Origin of the sequence: Dactylosporangium sp. CS-047395 (assembly GCF_050942185.1) — a bacterium.
GTDB lineage: Bacteria > Actinomycetota > Actinomycetes > Mycobacteriales > Micromonosporaceae > Dactylosporangium.
The window spans coordinates 5,424,159-5,441,322 of sequence record NZ_CP192015.1 but is presented as its reverse complement, the minus strand read 5'-3'; the positions used below and the strand labels follow the sequence as shown (position 1 = coordinate 5,441,322).

Sequence of the window (17,164 nt, the reverse complement as noted above, 5' to 3'; positions counted from 1 at the left end):
GGTTTCGGCCTCGCGTGGAACCGGACCGTTGTGGTGAATTTCGGATACACGTTGATGACCGAGCAGAGCGGGCCCAAGGACCTCGTCCGCTATGCCGTGCAGGCCGAAGAGGCCGGGTTCGACTTCGAGGTCTGTAGCGACCACTACTCGCCGTGGCTGACCGAGCAGGGCCACGCGCCCTACGCCTGGTCGGTCCTCGGCGCGGTCGCCCACGCCACGAGCCGGGTCGAGCTGGCGACCTACGTGACGTGCCCGATCCAGCGGTACCACCCGGCGGTCGTGGCCCAGAAGGCGGCGACCATCCAGCTGCTGTCCGACGGCCGCTTCATCCTCGGCCTCGGCGCCGGGGAGAACCTCAACGAGCACGTCACCGGCGAGGGCTGGCCCCCGGTCGCCCAGCGCCAGGACATGCTGGAGGAGGCCGTGCAGATCATCCGCGAACTGCACACCGGCGACCTGGTCACCTGGGACGGCGACTACTTCCGGGTCGACTCGGCCCGGATCTGGGACGCCCCCGAGGGCGGGGTCCCGATCGGCCTCGCCGTCTCCGGCGACAAGTCGGTCGAGCGGTTCGCCCCGCTCGGCGACCACCTCATCGCCGTGGAGCCGGACGGCGACCTCGTCAAGGGCTGGAACGGCGCGCGCCCGAAGGGCGCGGCGAAGTCGCGGGCCATCGGGCAGATCCCGATCTGCTGGGCCCCCGACAAGCAGCAGGCGATCGACCTGGCCCACGAGCAGTTCCGCTGGTTCGGCGGCGGCTGGTTCGTCAACGCCGACCTGCCGACCCCGGCCGGCTTCCAGGCCGCGAGCCAGTTCGTGCGCAAGGAGGACGTGGCCGGCTCCATCGCCTGCGGCCCGGACCTCGACGAGCTGGCGGAGAGCGTCCGTCCGTACCGGGACGCGGGCTTCACCGACATCGCGCTCGTCCAGGTGGGCGACGCCCTGCAGCAGCGCTTCCTCGACGAGGCGGCCGGTCCGCTCCTGGACCGCCTGCGGAAAATCTTCTCGTGATCTGAGGCCGGGCACCCGGGCCGCACCCGGGTGCCCACCTTCCCGGTTCCGCGCGTCCCTACGCTGGTCCCATGACGTCCTCCGCCCCCGACCCGGCCGACTCCTGGCGGCTGGCTCCCGCGCGCGAGGTCCTGACCAACTACGACCGGCTCGACCATGCGGGCCTGGCCGCCCTGGCCCGGCACACCGCCGAGATCCTCGGCGCGCCGGTCAGCGCCATCAACGTCATCGTCGGCGGCACCGCGGTCCAGATCGCCACCCACGGCCTCGGCGACACCCCGGCCGACCTCGCGGGCGTCCCGACCGACTGGCTCCCCTGCCACACCGTCATCACCGGCAACGCCCCGACCCGCATCGACGACCTGCGCACGCACCCGTCCGGCGACGGCCCGCTGCTGCGCGGCGGCCCGTTGCGCTCCTACGCGGGGGTGCCGCTGGCGCTACCGCTGGGCCGCTCCATCGGCACGCTGTGCGTCCTGCACGAGTTCGTCGGTGCCTTCTCCGCCACGGACCTGCGCGTCCTGGCCAGCCTGGCCCGCGACGCCACCGGCCTGCTGCAGGGCCCCGCTCCCGCGTGAAGGTCACGTTCGCATCGTCGCCGGCCCCGGGCCGCCGGACCGAACACGCCCGCGCCGGCACCACGACCCGCCGGAAACGCCACGACGACGCCACCGCGGCCCTCTGCACCTTCGCCGCCGAGCGCTGACCGGCATCGGTTCAGGCCAGGTGTTGCTCGATGCCGTCCGTCATGCGGGCGAACTCGGTGACCAGGTCCACGTCGTACCGGCCGGCCAGGACGAGCACCGCCCACAGGCAGTCGGCAAGCTCGTGCCCCAGCAGCTCCCGGGCGTCGGGGATCTCCCGCCGCCCGTCGACGGCCATCACCAGCTTGGCCAGGTCGCCCACGTCACCGGCGAACCCCAGCGCCAGGTCCCCGGTGCTCCAGGCTCCGCGCCCGGCCGCGATGTTGTGGCGGTCGTACAGTTCCGCGATGGCCAGGGCCCGCGCCTGCAACGCCTCGATGTCCATCGCCGCAGCCTAGGGCTTCACAGCTGCGGTACCACCCGCAGGACGATCCCGGTCGCGGTGTCGATGACGACCAGGAGGCCGCCGCCGCGGGCGTAGCGCGGGTCGCTCAGCAGGACCTCCGCGATCGGCCCGCGCGTGCACACCTCGGCGTCCAGTGCCGCCGGGCGGCCGCGGCCCGACTCGGCGGCCCGCGCGATGGCGATCAGCTCCGCATCCGTCACCGGCACCACTATGCCCCGTCGCCGGCGTGCAGGGCACGGGTCATGCTGCGCAGCAGCCGCAACGCCGTCGCCTGCTCGGCCTCGGTCAGGCCGGCCAGCATCCTGAGCTCGACCGACCGGACCGCGACCGTCGCCTTGTCGAGGCTGCGCCGGCCGCGGGGCGTGAGCCTGGTGGGCAGCACCTTGCCGACCGGGGCCTCCGCCGGCCGGGTCACGAGGCCCTCCCGCTCCAGCGACTGCAGCAGCACGTTCATCGACTGGCGGGTCACGAACGCACCCCGGGCCAGGTCAGAGTTCGACAGGCCGGGCCGCTGGGCCAGCAGTTCCAGGCACGAGTACTTCGTCACGTTCATCCCGAGCGGCCGCAGCACCTCCTCCATCGCCGCACGCAGCGCGCTCGATGCCTCTTTCAGCAGGTACCCCAGTGACGTGTCGAGGTCGACACCGGCTTGACTCATGTCAGCATTCTGACATACGGTTGGCTGTGTCAGTTAACTGACATCGACCAGAAGGAGCGCACCATGCCCGTCACCGGACCCGACTTCATCTCGCTGCAGGCCCGCGACCTGGCCGCGTCGCAGGCGTTCTACGAGCGGTACCTCGGCCTCGTCCGCTCCCCCGCCGGCCCGCCGCACGCCGTCGTGTTCGACACCAAGCCGATCGCGTTCGCGCTCCGCGACGTGCTCCCCGGCACCGACCTCACCTCCGTGGCGCAGCCGGGCATCGGCGCCGCGATCTGGCTGCACGCCACCGACGTGCAGGCGATTCACGACGCCCTGGCCGCCGACGGCCACACCATCGTCGCGGACCCGATCGACGGCCCGTTCGGCCGGACCTTCACCTTCGCCGACCCGGACGGCTACCGGATCACGCTGCACGACCGCGCCTGAATTGGGCGGCTACCGGCGAACCCGCGGATCGATGAGCACGGCCGCGATTACGGCCGTCATCCCGTTTCTGCACAGCGTCGGCGCGGCGACGACGAACTCCTCCCGCTCGACCCACTCCACGGCCAGGACTCCCGGCATTTCGCGAAGTCCGTCGTCGAGCCGCAGCGGCGCCCGGTCGTGGTAGTGGCCGCGCGCGGTGTCGCCGACCCACAGCGACCAATGGAACGCGCCGCCGGTCGCATGCCGGGTCGCCGGTAGGAGCGGATCGGCCTTGAGGTCGCCGGAGTCCAGCAACTCGGCGACGGTCATGGCCGGCAGGCCGGGATGCGCCGCCGGTACGACCACCGTCAGCAGCTGCTCCAGGTGGATCGTGCAGGTGCACCGCCCGCGCTCCGGAGGCGTCCAGTCATCGACCATCACCGCACTCTACGATGGCGGCAGGTAGCGGTCGGCGACCGCGGCGGGCTGTTCGACGATCCGCCCGGCGGCGATGCCCCACGCCAGCCGGATGTACTGCGCATGCGTCCAAGCCAGCGGCGTCGCCGAGAACGTCGGCGTGCCGGGAGCGAATCCGGGCCTCCCCGCCGGCGGCCGGTTGTCCCACACCTGCTCCGGCAGCATCAGCCCGGGCCCGGCGGCCCGGCCCATCGCCGCGAGCTGCGCCCGTGCGCCCCGCGGGTCGCCGGCCGCGACCAGGTATTCGCCGCGCTCCCCGTTGAGCAGCGGCCAGGCGCGCCCGAGGGTCTGGAACGAGTCGGCCGGCAGCGGGAACGACCACGCGGCGCCGCTGCGCTCCTCGCCGTACCCGTCGAAGGAGGCGCGGTGCCAGTACGCCCCGGTGCCGAGCTGCGCGTCGACCACGGCGAGGGAGTTGACCACGGCCGGATCGCGCGCCGGCAGCACGCCGAGCCGGACCAGTTCGAGGAAGCTCGGATCGACAACGCGCCGCTGGTCGACGGCTGACGGGCCGCTGTCGCCGATGCTGTACGTGGTGCCCGCGTCCGGGTTGCCGTCCTTGGTCAGGCGCAGGAAGTACGGATCGCGGGAGTACGGGCCGGTCGTGGTCACCGTCCAGCCCTTGACCCGCGCCGCCCACTCGTCGGCGGCGCGCTGGTACCGCGAGGCGGAGGCGGCGTCCGGGGCCAGGGCGGCCGCGCAGACGAGACCCGCGATCTCGGCCGCGATCGTGGCCGGGGAGTAGCCGGACTGGTTCTCCCAGCGCTCCTGCGGCGTCGCCGGGGCGCCCGGGAACGACAGCAGGAACTCGGCCGCCGCCCGCACGTGGGTCCAGGTGGCGGGGTCGGTGCGGCCCAGCTGGTACGCCAGGACGATCGGCAGCGCGACCTCGTCCAGCTGCAGGCCGGTCCAGACGGGCGTGCCGGCCACGTCGGAGTTCTGCGGGAATGAGCCGTCGGGACGTTGCTGCACGGTGAACAGGAAGTCCAGCGCGCGGCCGGCGCCCGCGGTGTCACCGGCGGCGATCAGGGCCGTGGCGATCTGATACAGATCCCGGGACCAGACCAGGTGGTACGGCCCGGAAGGCTCCTCCGACCCCCAGATCCACGGCATGTTCGGCGCGGCGACGTAGGCACCCGGATGCGCCTTGTCCTCGCTCGCGGCGAGCACCATCGCCGACACCCGGTACAGCCGGCGGTCGGCGACGGCCGGCGCGGGGTGCAGGCCGGCCAGGTAGCCCCGCCAGCCCTGGGCGTAGTCGCGCGCGGTGCGGTCGAACCCGGCGCGCAGCGAGGCGCGCGCGGTGGCCAATGCGGCCGGACCGGTCGAACCGAAGCCGAGTGCGATCGTCGTGTGCGCGGCGGCGAGGCGCGCGGTCTGCACGAGGTTTCCGGCCGCGGCCGAGGGATAGTGCCAGTCGAGGCGGCCGTCGCGGGCGAGGTCCGTCCAGCCGTCACTGGTACCGCGGAAGCCGTTGGACGTCGCCGCGAAGCCCGGCTCGGCGGCGAGGGCGCTGGCCGTGCTGGCGTCGCGGGCGATGAGCGCGTTGCCGTCCGTAGCGCCGGCGTCGTCGTCGCGGGTGTCGCCGAGCGCCGGGTCGTAGATCGCGTACAGGTCCCGGCCGGGACCGGTGAACCGCACGTCGAGCAGGACCGTGGCCCGCGCCGGGTCGGTGACGTAGGTGACGGCGAGCCGCCAGCGCCCGCCCCGGTCGCGGAACGTCTGCCGGAAGGTGACATCGTCGTCGACCGTCGTCTCCACGACGGCGTCCTGGGCGCGGGTGGCGTGCCCGTGCCGGTCGGCCACCGCGAACTGCAGCGCCCGCGCGCTCGGCGTGCCCAGGTCCGGGTAGTAGATCTCGCCCAGCCCGCCCTCCCGCTGCACCGTGAGCCAGACGGGGCTGGTGGCGGCTCGGGCGGTACCGAAGCCGGATTTGTCGGCGGGGAGGAACTGCTCCGAGATGCCGGGCCCGCCCGGTGCCGCGCCGGCGGCCAGGGCCACCGACGGCGTCACGACGAGCAGGACCACGACCAGCACGGCGGCGAGCAACGGCGAGCGCATGCACCGCCCACTTCCCCGCCTATAGATCGACTAACGTCGAGCTCATGCGGAAAGCAGGCCGCCGTCGACGGTGATCGACTGGCCGGTCACGTAGGCCGCGCCCGGGCCGAGCAGGTACACGATGAGCGCGGCCACCTCGTCCGGGTCGCCCTGCCGGCCGAGCGGCACCCGGGCCTCGATACCCTGCCGGGCCGCCGCGGTGTCGGCCTGGGCGTTCCAGTACGGGTCGTTGAACGGCGTGTCGATCCAGCCGGGGCACACGCTGTTGACGCGCACGCCGCGCCCCGCCAGCTCGACGGCGAGGGAGCGGGTCAGGCTGATGAGCGCCCCCTTGGAAGCCGCGTAGGCGAACGTCCCCGCGCTGCCGCGGTGGGCGGCGGTGGAGCCGGTGAACACGATGCTGCCGCGGGTCTCCGCCAGGGCCGCGACCGCCGCCTGGGCCAGCAGGAACGGCGCGCGGACGTTCAGCGCCATGGTCGCCTCCCACGCGTCGACGGCGAACGACTCCAGCGGCGCCACGACGTGCAGGCCCGCCGTCACGACGACGCTGTCGAGCCGGCCGAACGCCGCCAGCGCGGCGTCCACGGCGGCGCGTGGCTCGTCGCGCAGCGTCAGGTCGTGGTGGCCCACGACGAGCCGCCCCGGCTCATCCGACGCGGCGGCCGGCTCCTTGACGTCGGCCAGGTAGACGTCGGTGCCGGCGGCCCGCAGCATCCGGACGGTCGCCCGTCCGATGCCCGTCGCGCCGCCGGCGACCAGGGCGACGGTCACTCGCCGGCCACCGCGTACGCCCGGTAGTTCGCCGAGCCCGGTCCGGCCGCGCGGTTCTTCACGACGGCCGCCGCGCGGTACACGGCGGAACTCGGCTTCGAATCGTTGACGACGGCCGCAACCGGGCCACCGGGGGACGAGCTCGCGGCCAGGGCCTCCAGGATTCGGGCGAGGAAGAACGGAAGGTCGTTCGGCAGCTGCGAGGTGATCAGGTTGCCGTCGACCACCACCGCCTCGTTGCGCCAGTCGCCGCCGGCGTGGATGACGTCGTCCTTGATGACCGGGACCGACGTGACGGCCCGGCCCTTGACGATGTCCGCGGTCGCGAGGAGCCAGCCCGCGTGGCAGATCGCCGCCACGGGGGCGGCCCGGTCGTTGAGGGCGCGGACGAAGTCGACGAAGCGCGGCTCGCGGCGCAGGTACTCGGGCGAGAAGCCGCCCGGCACGATGACCGCGTCGAAGTCGTCGGGGGTCACGTCGCCGATGCCGACCTCGGCCACCGCGGGGTAGCCGAGCTTGCTGGCGTACACCTCGCCGGCGCGGGCGCCCACGATCGTGACGCGCACGCCGGCCTCGCGCAGCCGCAGGACCGGGTACCAGAGCTCCAGTTCCTGGTAGAGGTTCTCGGCCAGGACGGCGACCCGTGCGTTCTGCAGTTCCATCCAGTCCTCCGTCAGACCGCGATCGACAGGATGCGGCGGGGGTTGTGAATCATGATCTGGTCGAGCTGCTCGTCGGTGACGCCCTTGGACTTCAGGCGCGGCACCCAGCTGGTGAACATGTAGTTCAGGTTGACCTTCTCGTTCTCCAGCTGCGGGTCGGAGTCGGTGACGGCCGCCCGCGGGTTGAAGAACCAGCGGTCGAAGGACAGCACGATCCGGTCCAGGTAGCCGTCCTCGATCAGCTCGATGAGGGCGTTGGCCATCGCCTCGTCGAGCTCCTCCGCGCTGCCGACCCGCCAGGGGATGCCGATGTGGTCGAGTTGGACGTTCGCGCCCATCTTGAGGATCTCGCGCATCATGTTGACCTGCGGCGGGACGAAGGCGTGGCCGATGATCACCTTGGACAGGTCCATGCCGACCTCGTCGAGGATCTCCAGCTGCTCGCGGCCCGGGTTGGTGACCTCGAAGTCCATCGGGTCGATGTGCGTGTTGATGCCGCAGCCGACCTGCATGGCCGCCCGGCCGGCCGCGCGGATCACGCGGTCCTCGACCTCGTGGACGTGCCGGCCGTACGCGCCGACCGGGCTCGGCTTGGGAAAGACGCTCTCCTGCCCGGTGGCGATCTTGATGGCGCCGGCCTTGTAGGGCGTCTGCTGCCAGGCGAAGACCATGCCCTCGGTGAGGTCCTTGACGAAGAACTCGGTGAGCTCCTCGATGGTCTGCCGGCGCCAGTAGTACGGCACGCCCATGCGCTCGGGGAAGAAGCCGGTGATCGCCACGACGTTGATGCCGGTGCGGCGGGCGCAGTCCACCATGAACTGCGGGTGGCGGCCGACCTCGGGCGGGGTCATGTCGATGAGCGTGCGGTACCCGTTCGGGATCATCCCGTCGACGATCTGCGCGCTGACCCGCTCGACGGCGGCCGGGTGGTCGAAGACCGTGCGGTGGTCGAGCTCGGCGCCCGGGTAGCCGTACAGCAAATGCTCGTGGGTCAGGATGCGGCCCGACTCCTCGGCCGGGACGTCACCGAGAACGGTGCGAAAGATCTGCATGGAGCACGCTCCTTAACCGGGTGAACAGGGACGGGAGGGCGTCGGCGTCGGCCGCGACGTGGTCGGGATCGACGTCGAGCACGAGCTCCCGGACCAGGTGGGCGCCGGAGCCGCTGGCGAAGATCGGCACGTCCGCGGCGCGCAGCCGGCGCAGGAGCGTCACCTGCTCGGCGCTGATCGCCGGGCGGCCGGCCACCGTGCCCGGCACGACGAGGGCGTCCACGTCCTCGGAGACGACCTCGGCCGCGACCGTGTCGCCGAGGACCGGGTAGCCCAGGTGGCTCTCGCACGGCCCCTCCCCCGGGCCGACGACCTTCACCTCGGCACCTTCCTCGCGGGCGCGCAGGACCGGGTACCAGAACTCGAGTTCCTGGTAGCCCTCGAAGGCGAGGACCACGATCGAACGGTTGGACAACGTCATGAGGACCTCTCATGGGAAACTGGTCTACAAAGCAGACCAGTTGGAGTCTGTCACAGCTGCGGCCGAACCGCTACAGCCGGTCGAGCGCGTACGCCGCGGCCCCGAGCAGCGCCGCGTCCTCGTCGTCGCCGGCGTGGTGCAGCTCGGTGCGGGCCCAATGCGGCCGGATGCGGTCCCAGTGCGCCCGCACCGCCCGGCCGAGCCAGGTGTCCGGGGCCAGGGGCGCACCGGCGAGCACGATGCGGTGCGGGTCGTGCGCCGCGACGATCGAGCGCACGCCCGCGGCCAGGGCCAGCGCGGACCGGTCGAGCACGCCGGCCGCCCGCTCGTCGCCGCGCCCGGCCGCCGCGACCAGGGCCGCGGCGTCCGGCAGGCCGAGCGCATTCGCGGCCGACGCCAGCACCCGCCCCGACACCAGGGCCTCCAGGCAGCCGGTACCGCCACAGGGACACCGCGGGCCGCCGAGGTCGACCACCATGTGCCCGAAGTCGCCGGCGCCGCCGAGGCCGGGATCGAGCGCGCCGTCCCGGATCACCGCTCCGCCGATGCCGGTGCCCATCGTCAGGACCGCGGTCGTCCCGTGCGGCCAGCGCGCGGCCAGCCCCAGCGCGGCCGCCTGCGCGTCGTTGAGCAGCCGGACCGGCACCGCCAGCAGCGGACGCAGGGCCGCCGCGACGTCGGTGCCGTCGGTGAAGCCGAGGTTGGCGGCCGTCCCGACGAGGCCCTCCTGCACCACGCCGGCCAGGCCGACGCCCACGGCGCTCCCACCCACGCGGCGGACCAGCTCCGCGACGGTGGCGTACTGCTCGGCCAGGCTCGCCGGCTTCGCCCGCCGCTCCCGGCGCAGGATCCGGCCGTCCGCCACCGCGGCCGCCCGGATCCAGGTGCCGCCCCAGTCGACCCCGGCGACCGTGACGGTGCCGGTGACCTCAGGCACTCGGGCCCGGCAGGTAGTCGCCGGCCACCGAGAACAGGCACGTGGCGGCCTCGTGGCTCATGTTGTAGAACGAGTGCGGGGTGCCGGCCGGGATGCGCACGCCGTCCCAGGCGTCCAGCTCGACCCACTTCTTGGTGCCGGTGAGCTCGACGTGCAGGTTGCCCGACTCGACGAAGACCACCTTGTCGGCGGCGTGGGTGTACACGTCGCTGCGCTGCCCGCCCAGGAAGGACATCTTGCCGGCGGTGAGGTGCTCGGTGCTGGCCAGGATGCCGACGAGGATTTCGCGGCCCCGGGTCTCGCCCTCCATCCGCCACAGGATGTCGGCCTCGCGGATCATCCAGGTGGTCTGCTCGCGCGGGGTGTCGCGGGCCATCGGCCAGTTGCCGATCAGCTCGTCCTGGCCCTGCTTCGGCGGCCCGGGAAGCGGCGGCTGCGCCCGGGCATACGCGCCGCCCGTGCCGGACTTCGGCGCCGGCTGGAAGAACTCCAACATCCGCAGTTGTACGTTGCTGTGGTTCCACTGGTAGTGCCAGGTGTCCTTGCGGAAGAAGATGGCCTCACCCGGATTGACGACGAACACCTCGCCGGTGACCGGGTTGCTCTGCACCATCCGCCCCTCGAGCACGTAGAAGAGCTCGTCCGCGCCGAAGACGGTCGGGTTGGCCGGCGAGGAGATGGCGGAGCCGTTCGGCGGCATGCCGACGATGTTCAGATTCATGGTCGCGTCGTCGGCGTAGAACCAGTCGCACAGCCGTCCGGTGGTCTCGTCGCCCCACGTGCGCCGCTCCAGGTCCCGGTAGCGAAGGACCTGCGGCTCACGGTTGCTCTCGTTTGTCATGTCGACCTCTCGTGGCACTAACTGGTCTGTAATATGGACCAGTCTGGCCGACCCGGGCGAGGACAGTCAAGGCATTAGGATGCTGCGCATGGTGAAGGCACTCGACCTGAAGGTCTCCCCGGCCCGGGTGGAGGGCCGCAACAACGCCGTCGAGGCCTACCGCGCGCTGCAGGAGGCGCTGACCGTCGGGCAGTTCCCGGCCGGCACCCGGCTGCCGGGCGAGCGCAGCCTCGCCGCCGATCTGGGCGTCAGCCGGGCCACGCTGCGCGCGGTGCTCAGCGCCCTGGCCGAGGCCGGCCGGATCGTGCCGTCGCCGCAGCGCGGCTGGTTCGTGGCCGAGAACCGGCTCGTGCACGAGCCCAACCGGCTGCGCGGGCTCAGCGAGGTCGCCCGCGAGCGCGGCATGGAGGCCACCTCGCGGGTCATGAAGGCCACCGTCCGCCCGGCCACCCTGGCCGAGGCCGAGGTGCTGGGCATCGGCACCGACGCGCCGGTGGTCGACCTGCGCCGGGTCCGGTTCCTCGACGGCGCGCCGCTGAGCATCGACCAGTCGTGCCTCGACGCCGCGCGGGTGCCCGGTCTCGAGGACGTCGACTTCGCCGGGCAGTCGCTCTACGACGTGCTGCGCGACCGCTACGACATCGCGGCCAGCCGGTGCGACTACGAGCTGGCGGCGGAGGCGGTGAAGGCGCGCGAGGCCAAGCTGCTCGGCCTGGCCGCGGGCGATCCGGTGCTGGTGGGCTACCAGCGCACGTTCGACCAGCACGACCAGTGCTTCGACGTGGGCCGGCAGCTGTACCGCGGCGATTCGTATCGTTTCCAGGCGTCCCTCTTTCGCTTCTAGCCCTTCATCGCCCCTGATGCCATCCCTTGCATCAGGCGCTTCTGCACGACGAGGAAGAAGATGACGACCGGGATCGTGAACACCACGCTGGCCGCCATCACGCCGCCCCAGTCGGTGTAGTAGCTGGAGAAGTACTGCTGCAGCGCCACCGGCAGCGTCTCGACCGCCGGCCGTTGCATGTAGGTCGCCGAGAACATCAGCTCGTTCCACGACGTGATGAACGCGTACACGGAGCTCGCCGCCAGCCCCGGCCACGCGAGGGGGAACACGATCGACCACACGGCCCGCAGCCGGCTCGCCCCGTCGACCAGCGCCGCCTCCTCCAGCTCGAACGGGATCTCCACCACGAACGAGCGCAGCATGAACGTGCACAGCCCGACGGTCAGGGCCAGGTGGCTCAGCGTCAGGCCCTGGAACGTGTTGAGCAGGTCAGCGTTGCGGAACAGCGTGAACAGCGGGATGACGAGGATCGTCTGCGGCAGCAGCTGCGTGACGAGGATGACGACGGTGAGGATGTGCCGGGTCCGCAGCCGGTACCGCGCCAGCGCATACCCGGCCAGCAGCGCGATGAGCCCGGTGAGCACCGTGGTGGCGATCGCGACGATGAGCGAGTTGCGGAACTGGGTGGGGATGTTGCCGTCGAGCAGGTGCGTGTACCGCTGCACGGTCGGCGACGTGACGATGAACCGCGGGGTGCGGGTGAACAGCTCGCTGTCCGGCTTGACCGACGTCACCAGCATCCAGAAGAACGGGAACAGGCTGCTCACCACGATGACGGCGACGAGCAGGACCAGCGCGCCGCGGCGCAGCAGTGACGTCATCGGACGTCCTCTCGGTTCAGCCGGACGTAGAGCACGCTCACCGCGCCCAGCATGAGGAACAGGACCACGGCCATCGCCGCGGCGGAGCCCTGGTCGAGCTGGGCGAAGGCCTCCAGCCAGGTCAGCAGGGACAGCACCTCGGTCGAGTGGTCCGGGCCGCCGGGCGGGGTGGTCATCACCAGGAAGTGGTCGAACGACTGGTACGCCCAGATGGTGGAGATCGTGGTCATCACGACCAGCAGCGGCCGGATCATCGGCAGCCGGATGCGGCGCAGGATCTGCCACGCGCTCGCCCCGTCGACCCGGGCCGCCTCGACCACCTCGCCGTGCGTGCCGCGCAGACCGGCGAACAGGGAGACGGCGACGAACGGTACCGAATGCCACACCACCGCCACCGTGATGGCCACCATCGCCGGGGTGCCGGTGCTGAACCACGAGTAGCCCTGGAACCGTTCGAGGCCGAACCAGTGCACCAGCAGCCAGTTGACCACCCCGTACTGGTCGTCGAACATCCACTTCCAGACGATGCCGGACGCGACCCGCGGCATCGCCCAGGGCAGCAGCACGATGACGCTGAGCACCTTGGCCGCGCGCGGGGCGGCGTCGAGCACCAGGGCGATGGCCAGGCTCAGCAGGATCGTGGTGACGACCACCGCCACCGCGAACACCGTTGTGCGCACCAGGGCGGCGACGTAGTTCGGGTCGGCGAAGATGTCCTTGTAGTTCTGCACGCCGACGAACGGGCCGCTCTGCAGGTACTCGCCCTCGTGGAACGACAGCCAGACGGTGCGCACCACCGGATACCCGACCACGCCGGCCAGCACCGCGAGCAGGGGCGCCAGAAAGGCCCACGGCAGGAATCGTTTCTCGAAGCCTTGCAGCGCCCTCGGGGTGACCGAGGACGCTGCGCGGCGGTTCGTGGTCTTCACGTTCTCAACCAATTGCCTGGTTCACCTGGTCCGCGAGGTCCTTCATGGCGGCGTTGGCCGGCTTCTTGCCGCTCATGATCGATTGCATGGCGTTCACGATGGAGTTGGCCCCCTCGACCTTGCCCCAGCTCGCCACCGGCGGGATGGAGCGGGTGTGGTCGGCCTGGTCGGCGAAGGCCTTGAACAGCGGCGCGGAGAACGAGCCGGAGGCCTTCTCCTGGGCGAGGGCGTCGTTCGTGGCCGGGAGCAGCCCCAGGTTCGAGGTGATCGGCACGAGGTTCTCCTTGCTCATCGCGAACTTCACGAAGTCGTTCGCGACCGCCTTGTTGTTGCACTCGCGGAACACGGCGAGGTTGCTGCCGCCCGCGAACGTGTCGTTGTTGCCGCCCGGGCCCTTGGGCAGCACGGCGGTGCCGAGCTTGCCCTCCAGATCCGGGCTCTGCTTGAGGATGGTGCGCAGGTCCCAGGAGCCGCCGACCATCATCGCCGTCTGGCCCAGGCCCATGGACTTGTCGACGTCGGCCGCGGTCCAGGCCGAGGCGCCGGCGGGCGAGAGCTTGTCCTTGGTCAGCAGGTCCGAGTAGAACTGGAAGGCCTGCACGGACTGCGCGGAGCCGGCCTCGGAGACCCACTTGTCGCCGCTCTGCTTGGCGATCTCGCCGCCCCAGTTCCAGATCAGCGGCAGGTAGTACCAGTGCGCGCCGCCGATGATGCCGAACCCGTTGACGCCCTGGTTCTTGGCCTGGATGGCCAGGGCGTCGGTGCGCAGCTCGTCCCAGGTGGCCGGGGCCGCGCTCTTGCCGATCCCCTCGAGCATGTCCTTGCGGTAGATGAGGGCGCGCACGCCGGTGTCGTAGGGCACCGCGTAGGACTTGCCCTTGAAGATGGTGGACTCGATCATGCCGGGCACGTAGGTGCCGTTCATCGTCTTGGGGTCGGCGGCGTACACGTCGAGGGCGTTGAGCGCCGCAAACTCCGGGGTCCAGGTGTTGCCGATCAGCGCGACGCACGGAACGCTGCCGCCGGCGATCGAGGTGAGGTAGGTCTGGTGTGCGTCCTTGCCGAGGAACCGGAGGTTCACCTTGGTTCCCGGGTGGGCGGCCGCGTAGTCGTCGGCCAGCTTCTGCATGATCGGCTGCTGGGCGTCCCCGATGGGGTCGCCCATCCAGAAGTCGATGGTTCCCTTGATCTCGCCCGAACTGTTCGCCCCCGAGTCGTCCGACCCGCCACAGGCGGCGAGGGCGAGGACCCCGGCCAGCCCGACGGCCACGGCGACACGGCCGCGCCATAACTTCCTTGCACGCATCGCTTTTCTCCTCTGCTGGGGACCGAAGACCGGCCAAGCGCGGGGTACGCGGGTGCCTCCGGACCTGTCCACCTGCCCGGCTGTCTGACAGCCCTATAGGTTGCCCATCAGGGTGCACCGTGGCCGGTTGGACCGCAAGGGTCTCCGCTCGGTTCGTTACCAAGAATCCTTGCGCTCCGGTACCGGTGTTTGGTACACACGCGTGAGCAGTAGGTCGAGGATTGTGCTGGTCAGGGGCTCGGAAGGGGCGTTAGTTGTAGTAACACGAGGCAGTATGTTGACCTTGCGCCGAGAGGTCAAGGATGGTTTGGTCGCAGGCATGTTCCTGCGGTTCACGTCGCGGACCAACGCCGACGGCGCGGTGGTGCGCTATGTCGCGCTGGCCCACAACCGGCGCGTGGACGGCCGGGTCAAGCCGGACGTGCTGATGAGCCTGGGCCGGGTCGACCAGGTCGACGTGGCCGCGCTGCACCGCCTCGCAGCGTCCATCGGCCGGCACTTCGGGCTGCCCTCGGCGGAGGTCGTGGACGTACGCTCCATCGGTGCCACCTGGCTGCTCGACGGGTTGTGGCACCGGCTCGGCGCGGGCGCGGCGGTGCGCACCGCGGTCGGACCGCGGCGCTTCACCGCCGGGCTGGAACGGGTGTCGTTCGCGCTGGTCGCGCACCGGGCGGTGGCCCCGCGGGGCGGGGTCGCGGCGGCGGAATGGGTGCGCACGGAGGTCGCGATCGCCGGACTGTCCACAGTGGATGACGCGCAGGTCCGCCGGGGGCTGGATCTGCTCGCCGACGACCTGATCGGGTCGCTGGCGCGGCTGCTGACCCGCACGGCCGAGCACGGCTGCGGGGAGGACTGGCCGGCCATCAGCCGGCGGCTCGGGCGGGTGGCCCAGGTGACGCTGACCGGCCCGGCCGGCACCGTCACCCAGACCACCCCGCTCTGCCCCGAGCAGGCGGCCGTCTATCGGGCCCTGGAGGTCCCGCCGCCGCCCCGGATCACCGGGCCGGCAGATCGCCGAGCAACGCGCGGGCGTTCCCGCTGAGCACGGCCTGCCGGCGCGGGGTGTCGCCCAGGTACTCGCGCAGCAGCTCGAACCGCTCGGCCACCTCGTCGAGCGAGGAGAACGGGAAGTCGGTGCCGAGCACGATCCGCGAGTCGTCGAGGTACGTCAGCAGCGCCCCGAGGTCGGCCGCGGTGTGGGACAGGGCGGTGTCGTACCGGAACGCCCGCAGCGCCGCCAGCACGCCTCCCTGCTCGACCACGGCCGCGAGCTGCGGCATGCCCTCGGCGAGCGCCATCCGGGGCGCCACGACCGGCATCGCCCCGCCGCAGTGCGAGAACACCCAGCGCAGCCGCGGGAAGCGCCGCGGCACGTCGGTGAGCAGCAGGTTGGTGATGAGCCGGGTCGAGTCGAACAGGTACTCCAGCACCGAGGGCCGCAGCGGGATCTCGCCCTCCGGCCACCAGGCGGGCAGCACCGGGTGGACGTGGATGAACGCACCGCGCTCGTCCAGCGTCTCCAGCAGCGCGTCGAACTTCGGGTGCCCGACGTACCCGCCGGAGTAGCTCGTGAGCAGCCCGACGCCGGAGAACTCGGGCCGGTCGAAGACCCGCTCGACCTCGGCCAGGGCGGCGTCGACCGAGGGCAGCGGCAGGCAGGCGACGGCCGCGAACCGCCCGCCCCCATCGCGGACCACCTCGGTCAGCTCATCGTTGGTGTCCCGGCACAGCTGCGTGGTGAAGGCCTGGTCGCCGAACCAGAATCCGGGCGAGGCGACCGACAGCACGGCCAGGTCGATGCCGAGCCGGTCCATCATCCGCAGCGAGTCCGCCGGTTCCCACACCGGGAACGGCGCGCCCGGCTGGGCCTGGATGCCCAGCGCCGTCAGCCGGCCGACGTAGGACGCCAGGGGCGCGTGGTGGTGGAAGTCGACGATGGTCATGACACCAGCTCTCGTACGGCGCGAATGGTGCGCAAGAGGTCCTCGGGCCCGCCCGCCTCGTGGCCGTTGTACGGCCAGACGGTCAGCTCTTTCGGCCCGGCGTAGGCATTGTAGGCGGCGAACACGGTGGAGGGCGGGCTCACGACGTCGTGCAGCGCGACACAGAACCGGCCCGGACAGGTGGCGCGGCGGGCGAAGGAGACGGCGTCGAAGTAGGCCAGCGTGGCGAACGCCTCGTCGGCCGACGTACGGTGGGCGGCCAGCCACTTGAGGATCTCACTGTGCGGGCTGTGGTCGGTCACCTCGACCGCGCGCCGGAACGCCGACAGGAACGGCACGTGCGGCACCGCCAGCCGGACGTCGTCCCGCAGGCCGGCCGCCACCAGTGCCAGGGCGCCGCCCTGGCTGCGGCCGGTGACCGCGATCCGGTCGCGGTCCACGGCCTCGTGGGTCGCCACGGCGTCGACGAACCGGTACGCGTCGGTGTACAGCCGGCGGTAGTAGTACCGCTCGGGGTCGAGGATGTCGCGGGTCAGGAAGCCCGGCGCGGACGGCCCGGCGCCGTGCGGGTCCGCGGTGTCCCCCGGCCGCACCGAGCTGCCCTGGCCGCGGGAGTCCATGACGGCGTGCGCGAACCCGGCGCTGGCGTACGCCAGGGACTCGATCGGGTGCCCGCGGCCGCTGCCGTAGCCGAGGTACTCCACCACGAGCGGCAGCGGGCCGGTCCGCTCGCGCGGGAGCAGCAGCCAGCCGCGCACGTCGTCGCCGGCGTAACCGCGGAAGGTCAGGTCGTACACCTGGAGCGTTGTAATAAGTGCGTCCACGGGCTCGAAGCGCGGCTCGAGGGGGTGGCCGGCCTGCTCGCGCAGGGTCCGGCTCCAAAAGGCGCCGAAGTCCGCCGGCTCGGGATGCGGGTACTCGAACCGCTGCAGTTGCTCCAGGGGAAGGTCCACCCGCATGCACACACTC

At 71.8% G+C, this 17,164-nt stretch carries 21 protein-coding genes and 1 pseudogene; 6 read left to right on the top strand and 16 right to left on the bottom strand.

Features of this window, described 5'->3' with window-relative positions:
• Window positions 1-30: 30 nt before the first annotated feature.
• The 3 genes from ACQP00_RS25635 (at window position 31) to ACQP00_RS25625 (ending at window position 1,717) form a co-directional block, all read left to right on the top strand.
• The gene (locus ACQP00_RS25635; protein ID WP_433223248.1) at window positions 31-1,011 is read left to right on the top strand and encodes an LLM class F420-dependent oxidoreductase; all 981 of its coding nucleotides are present in this window, start codon (window positions 31-33) and stop codon (window positions 1,009-1,011) included.
• Between the two features lie 71 nt (window positions 1,012-1,082).
• Window positions 1,083-1,589: a GAF domain-containing protein gene (locus ACQP00_RS25630; RefSeq protein WP_433223246.1), complete on the top strand. Its 507-nt coding sequence runs from the start codon at window positions 1,083-1,085 to the stop codon at window positions 1,587-1,589.
• Window positions 1,586-1,717, top strand: coding sequence for a hypothetical protein (locus tag ACQP00_RS25625; protein WP_433223244.1), 132 nt, complete (start codon window positions 1,586-1,588; stop codon window positions 1,715-1,717). The genes ACQP00_RS25630 and ACQP00_RS25625 overlap by 4 nt, the downstream gene beginning before the upstream one ends.
• 11 nt (window positions 1,718-1,728) lie before the next feature.
• Here the strand turns inward: ACQP00_RS25625 and ACQP00_RS25620 are convergent, their stop codons facing one another.
• Genes ACQP00_RS25620 through ACQP00_RS25610 form a run of 3 tightly spaced genes read right to left on the bottom strand, consistent with a single transcriptional unit; the run spans window position 1,729 to window position 2,719 of the window.
• A complete protein-coding gene (locus ACQP00_RS25620) occupies window positions 1,729-2,040 on the bottom strand; it encodes a nucleotide pyrophosphohydrolase (RefSeq protein ID WP_433223242.1) in 312 nt (103 codons plus the stop codon).
• A 17-nt stretch (window positions 2,041-2,057) separates the two neighbouring features.
• Window positions 2,058-2,261, bottom strand: a complete 204-nt coding sequence (locus ACQP00_RS25615) for a hypothetical protein (protein ID WP_433223240.1) — start codon at window positions 2,259-2,261, stop codon at window positions 2,058-2,060.
• Window positions 2,262-2,269: 8 nt separating this feature from the next.
• Window positions 2,270-2,719 (bottom strand): MarR family winged helix-turn-helix transcriptional regulator, encoded by a 450-nt coding sequence (locus tag ACQP00_RS25610; RefSeq protein WP_433223238.1) that lies wholly within the window; start codon window positions 2,717-2,719, stop codon window positions 2,270-2,272.
• A 63-nt stretch (window positions 2,720-2,782) separates the two neighbouring features.
• Here ACQP00_RS25610 and ACQP00_RS25605 point away from each other — a divergent pair, with 63 nt between their 5' ends.
• Window positions 2,783-3,151, top strand: coding sequence for a VOC family protein (locus ACQP00_RS25605; protein WP_433223236.1), 369 nt, complete (start codon window positions 2,783-2,785; stop codon window positions 3,149-3,151).
• Window positions 3,152-3,160: 9 nt separating this feature from the next.
• On the opposite strand, the gene ACQP00_RS25600 is transcribed toward ACQP00_RS25605, so the two are convergent.
• The 8 genes from ACQP00_RS25600 to ACQP00_RS25565 all read right to left on the bottom strand — a co-directional run bounded on the left by ACQP00_RS25600 (window position 3,161) and on the right by ACQP00_RS25565 (window position 10,352).
• Window positions 3,161-3,568 carry a hypothetical protein gene (locus ACQP00_RS25600; RefSeq protein WP_433223234.1) on the bottom strand — a complete coding sequence of 136 codons (408 nt, stop codon included), beginning with the start codon at window positions 3,566-3,568 and terminating at the stop codon, window positions 3,161-3,163.
• 9 nt (window positions 3,569-3,577) lie between these two features.
• Window positions 3,578-5,668: a glycoside hydrolase family 15 protein gene (locus tag ACQP00_RS25595; RefSeq protein WP_433223232.1), complete on the bottom strand. Its 2,091-nt coding sequence runs from the start codon at window positions 5,666-5,668 to the stop codon at window positions 3,578-3,580.
• A 42-nt stretch (window positions 5,669-5,710) separates the two neighbouring features.
• Complete coding sequence (locus ACQP00_RS25590) at window positions 5,711-6,439, bottom strand: SDR family NAD(P)-dependent oxidoreductase (RefSeq protein WP_433223230.1); 729 nt, start codon at window positions 6,437-6,439, stop codon at window positions 5,711-5,713.
• On the bottom strand, window positions 6,436-7,101 hold the full coding sequence (locus ACQP00_RS25585; RefSeq protein ID WP_433065150.1) for a type 1 glutamine amidotransferase domain-containing protein: 666 nt from the start codon (window positions 7,099-7,101) through the stop codon (window positions 6,436-6,438). Before ACQP00_RS25585 ends, ACQP00_RS25590 begins: the two co-directional genes overlap by 4 nt.
• 11 nt (window positions 7,102-7,112) lie before the next feature.
• Window positions 7,113-8,153, bottom strand: a complete 1,041-nt coding sequence (locus ACQP00_RS25580; RefSeq protein ID WP_433223228.1) for a phosphotriesterase family protein — start codon at window positions 8,151-8,153, stop codon at window positions 7,113-7,115.
• Window positions 8,125-8,574: a DJ-1/PfpI family protein gene (locus ACQP00_RS25575; protein WP_433223226.1), complete on the bottom strand. Its 450-nt coding sequence runs from the start codon at window positions 8,572-8,574 to the stop codon at window positions 8,125-8,127. The genes ACQP00_RS25580 and ACQP00_RS25575 overlap by 29 nt, the downstream gene beginning before the upstream one ends.
• A 70-nt stretch (window positions 8,575-8,644) precedes the next feature.
• Window positions 8,645-9,511: an ROK family protein gene (locus tag ACQP00_RS25570; protein WP_433223224.1), complete on the bottom strand. Its 867-nt coding sequence runs from the start codon at window positions 9,509-9,511 to the stop codon at window positions 8,645-8,647.
• On the bottom strand, window positions 9,504-10,352 hold the full coding sequence (locus ACQP00_RS25565; RefSeq protein ID WP_433223222.1) for a cupin domain-containing protein: 849 nt from the start codon (window positions 10,350-10,352) through the stop codon (window positions 9,504-9,506). The genes ACQP00_RS25570 and ACQP00_RS25565 overlap by 8 nt, the downstream gene beginning before the upstream one ends.
• Window positions 10,353-10,440: 88 nt before the next feature.
• Between ACQP00_RS25565 and ACQP00_RS25560 the strand changes: the two genes are divergently transcribed.
• Complete coding sequence (locus ACQP00_RS25560; RefSeq protein ID WP_433223220.1) at window positions 10,441-11,196, top strand: GntR family transcriptional regulator; 756 nt, start codon at window positions 10,441-10,443, stop codon at window positions 11,194-11,196.
• On the opposite strand, the gene ACQP00_RS25555 is transcribed toward ACQP00_RS25560, so the two are convergent.
• Genes ACQP00_RS25555 through ACQP00_RS25545 form a run of 3 tightly spaced genes read right to left on the bottom strand, consistent with a single transcriptional unit; the run spans window position 11,193 to window position 14,252 of the window.
• Entirely contained in the window at window positions 11,193-12,017 is an 825-nt protein-coding gene (locus ACQP00_RS25555; RefSeq protein ID WP_433223218.1) for a carbohydrate ABC transporter permease, read from the bottom strand. The genes ACQP00_RS25560 and ACQP00_RS25555 overlap by 4 nt on opposite strands.
• The gene (locus tag ACQP00_RS25550; RefSeq protein WP_433223216.1) at window positions 12,014-12,946 is read right to left on the bottom strand and encodes a carbohydrate ABC transporter permease; all 933 of its coding nucleotides are present in this window, start codon (window positions 12,944-12,946) and stop codon (window positions 12,014-12,016) included. The genes ACQP00_RS25555 and ACQP00_RS25550 overlap by 4 nt, the downstream gene beginning before the upstream one ends.
• A gap of 4 nt (window positions 12,947-12,950) precedes the next feature.
• Window positions 12,951-14,252: an extracellular solute-binding protein gene (locus tag ACQP00_RS25545; protein WP_433223214.1), complete on the bottom strand. Its 1,302-nt coding sequence runs from the start codon at window positions 14,250-14,252 to the stop codon at window positions 12,951-12,953.
• 319 nt (window positions 14,253-14,571) lie between these two features.
• Here ACQP00_RS25545 and ACQP00_RS25540 point away from each other — a divergent pair.
• Window positions 14,572-15,036: pseudogene (locus ACQP00_RS25540) on the top strand (IS1634 family transposase); the annotation flags it as partial.
• Between the two features lie 211 nt (window positions 15,037-15,247).
• Here the strand turns inward: ACQP00_RS25540 and ACQP00_RS25535 are convergent.
• Together ACQP00_RS25535 and ACQP00_RS25530 are read right to left on the bottom strand one after the other, a co-directional pair.
• Entirely contained in the window at window positions 15,248-16,195 is a 948-nt protein-coding gene (locus ACQP00_RS25535) for an amidohydrolase family protein (protein ID WP_433223211.1), read from the bottom strand.
• Entirely contained in the window at window positions 16,192-17,154 is a 963-nt protein-coding gene (locus ACQP00_RS25530; RefSeq protein WP_433223209.1) for an acetylxylan esterase, read from the bottom strand. Before ACQP00_RS25530 ends, ACQP00_RS25535 begins: the two co-directional genes overlap by 4 nt.
• Between the last annotated feature and the right edge of the window lie 10 nt (window positions 17,155-17,164).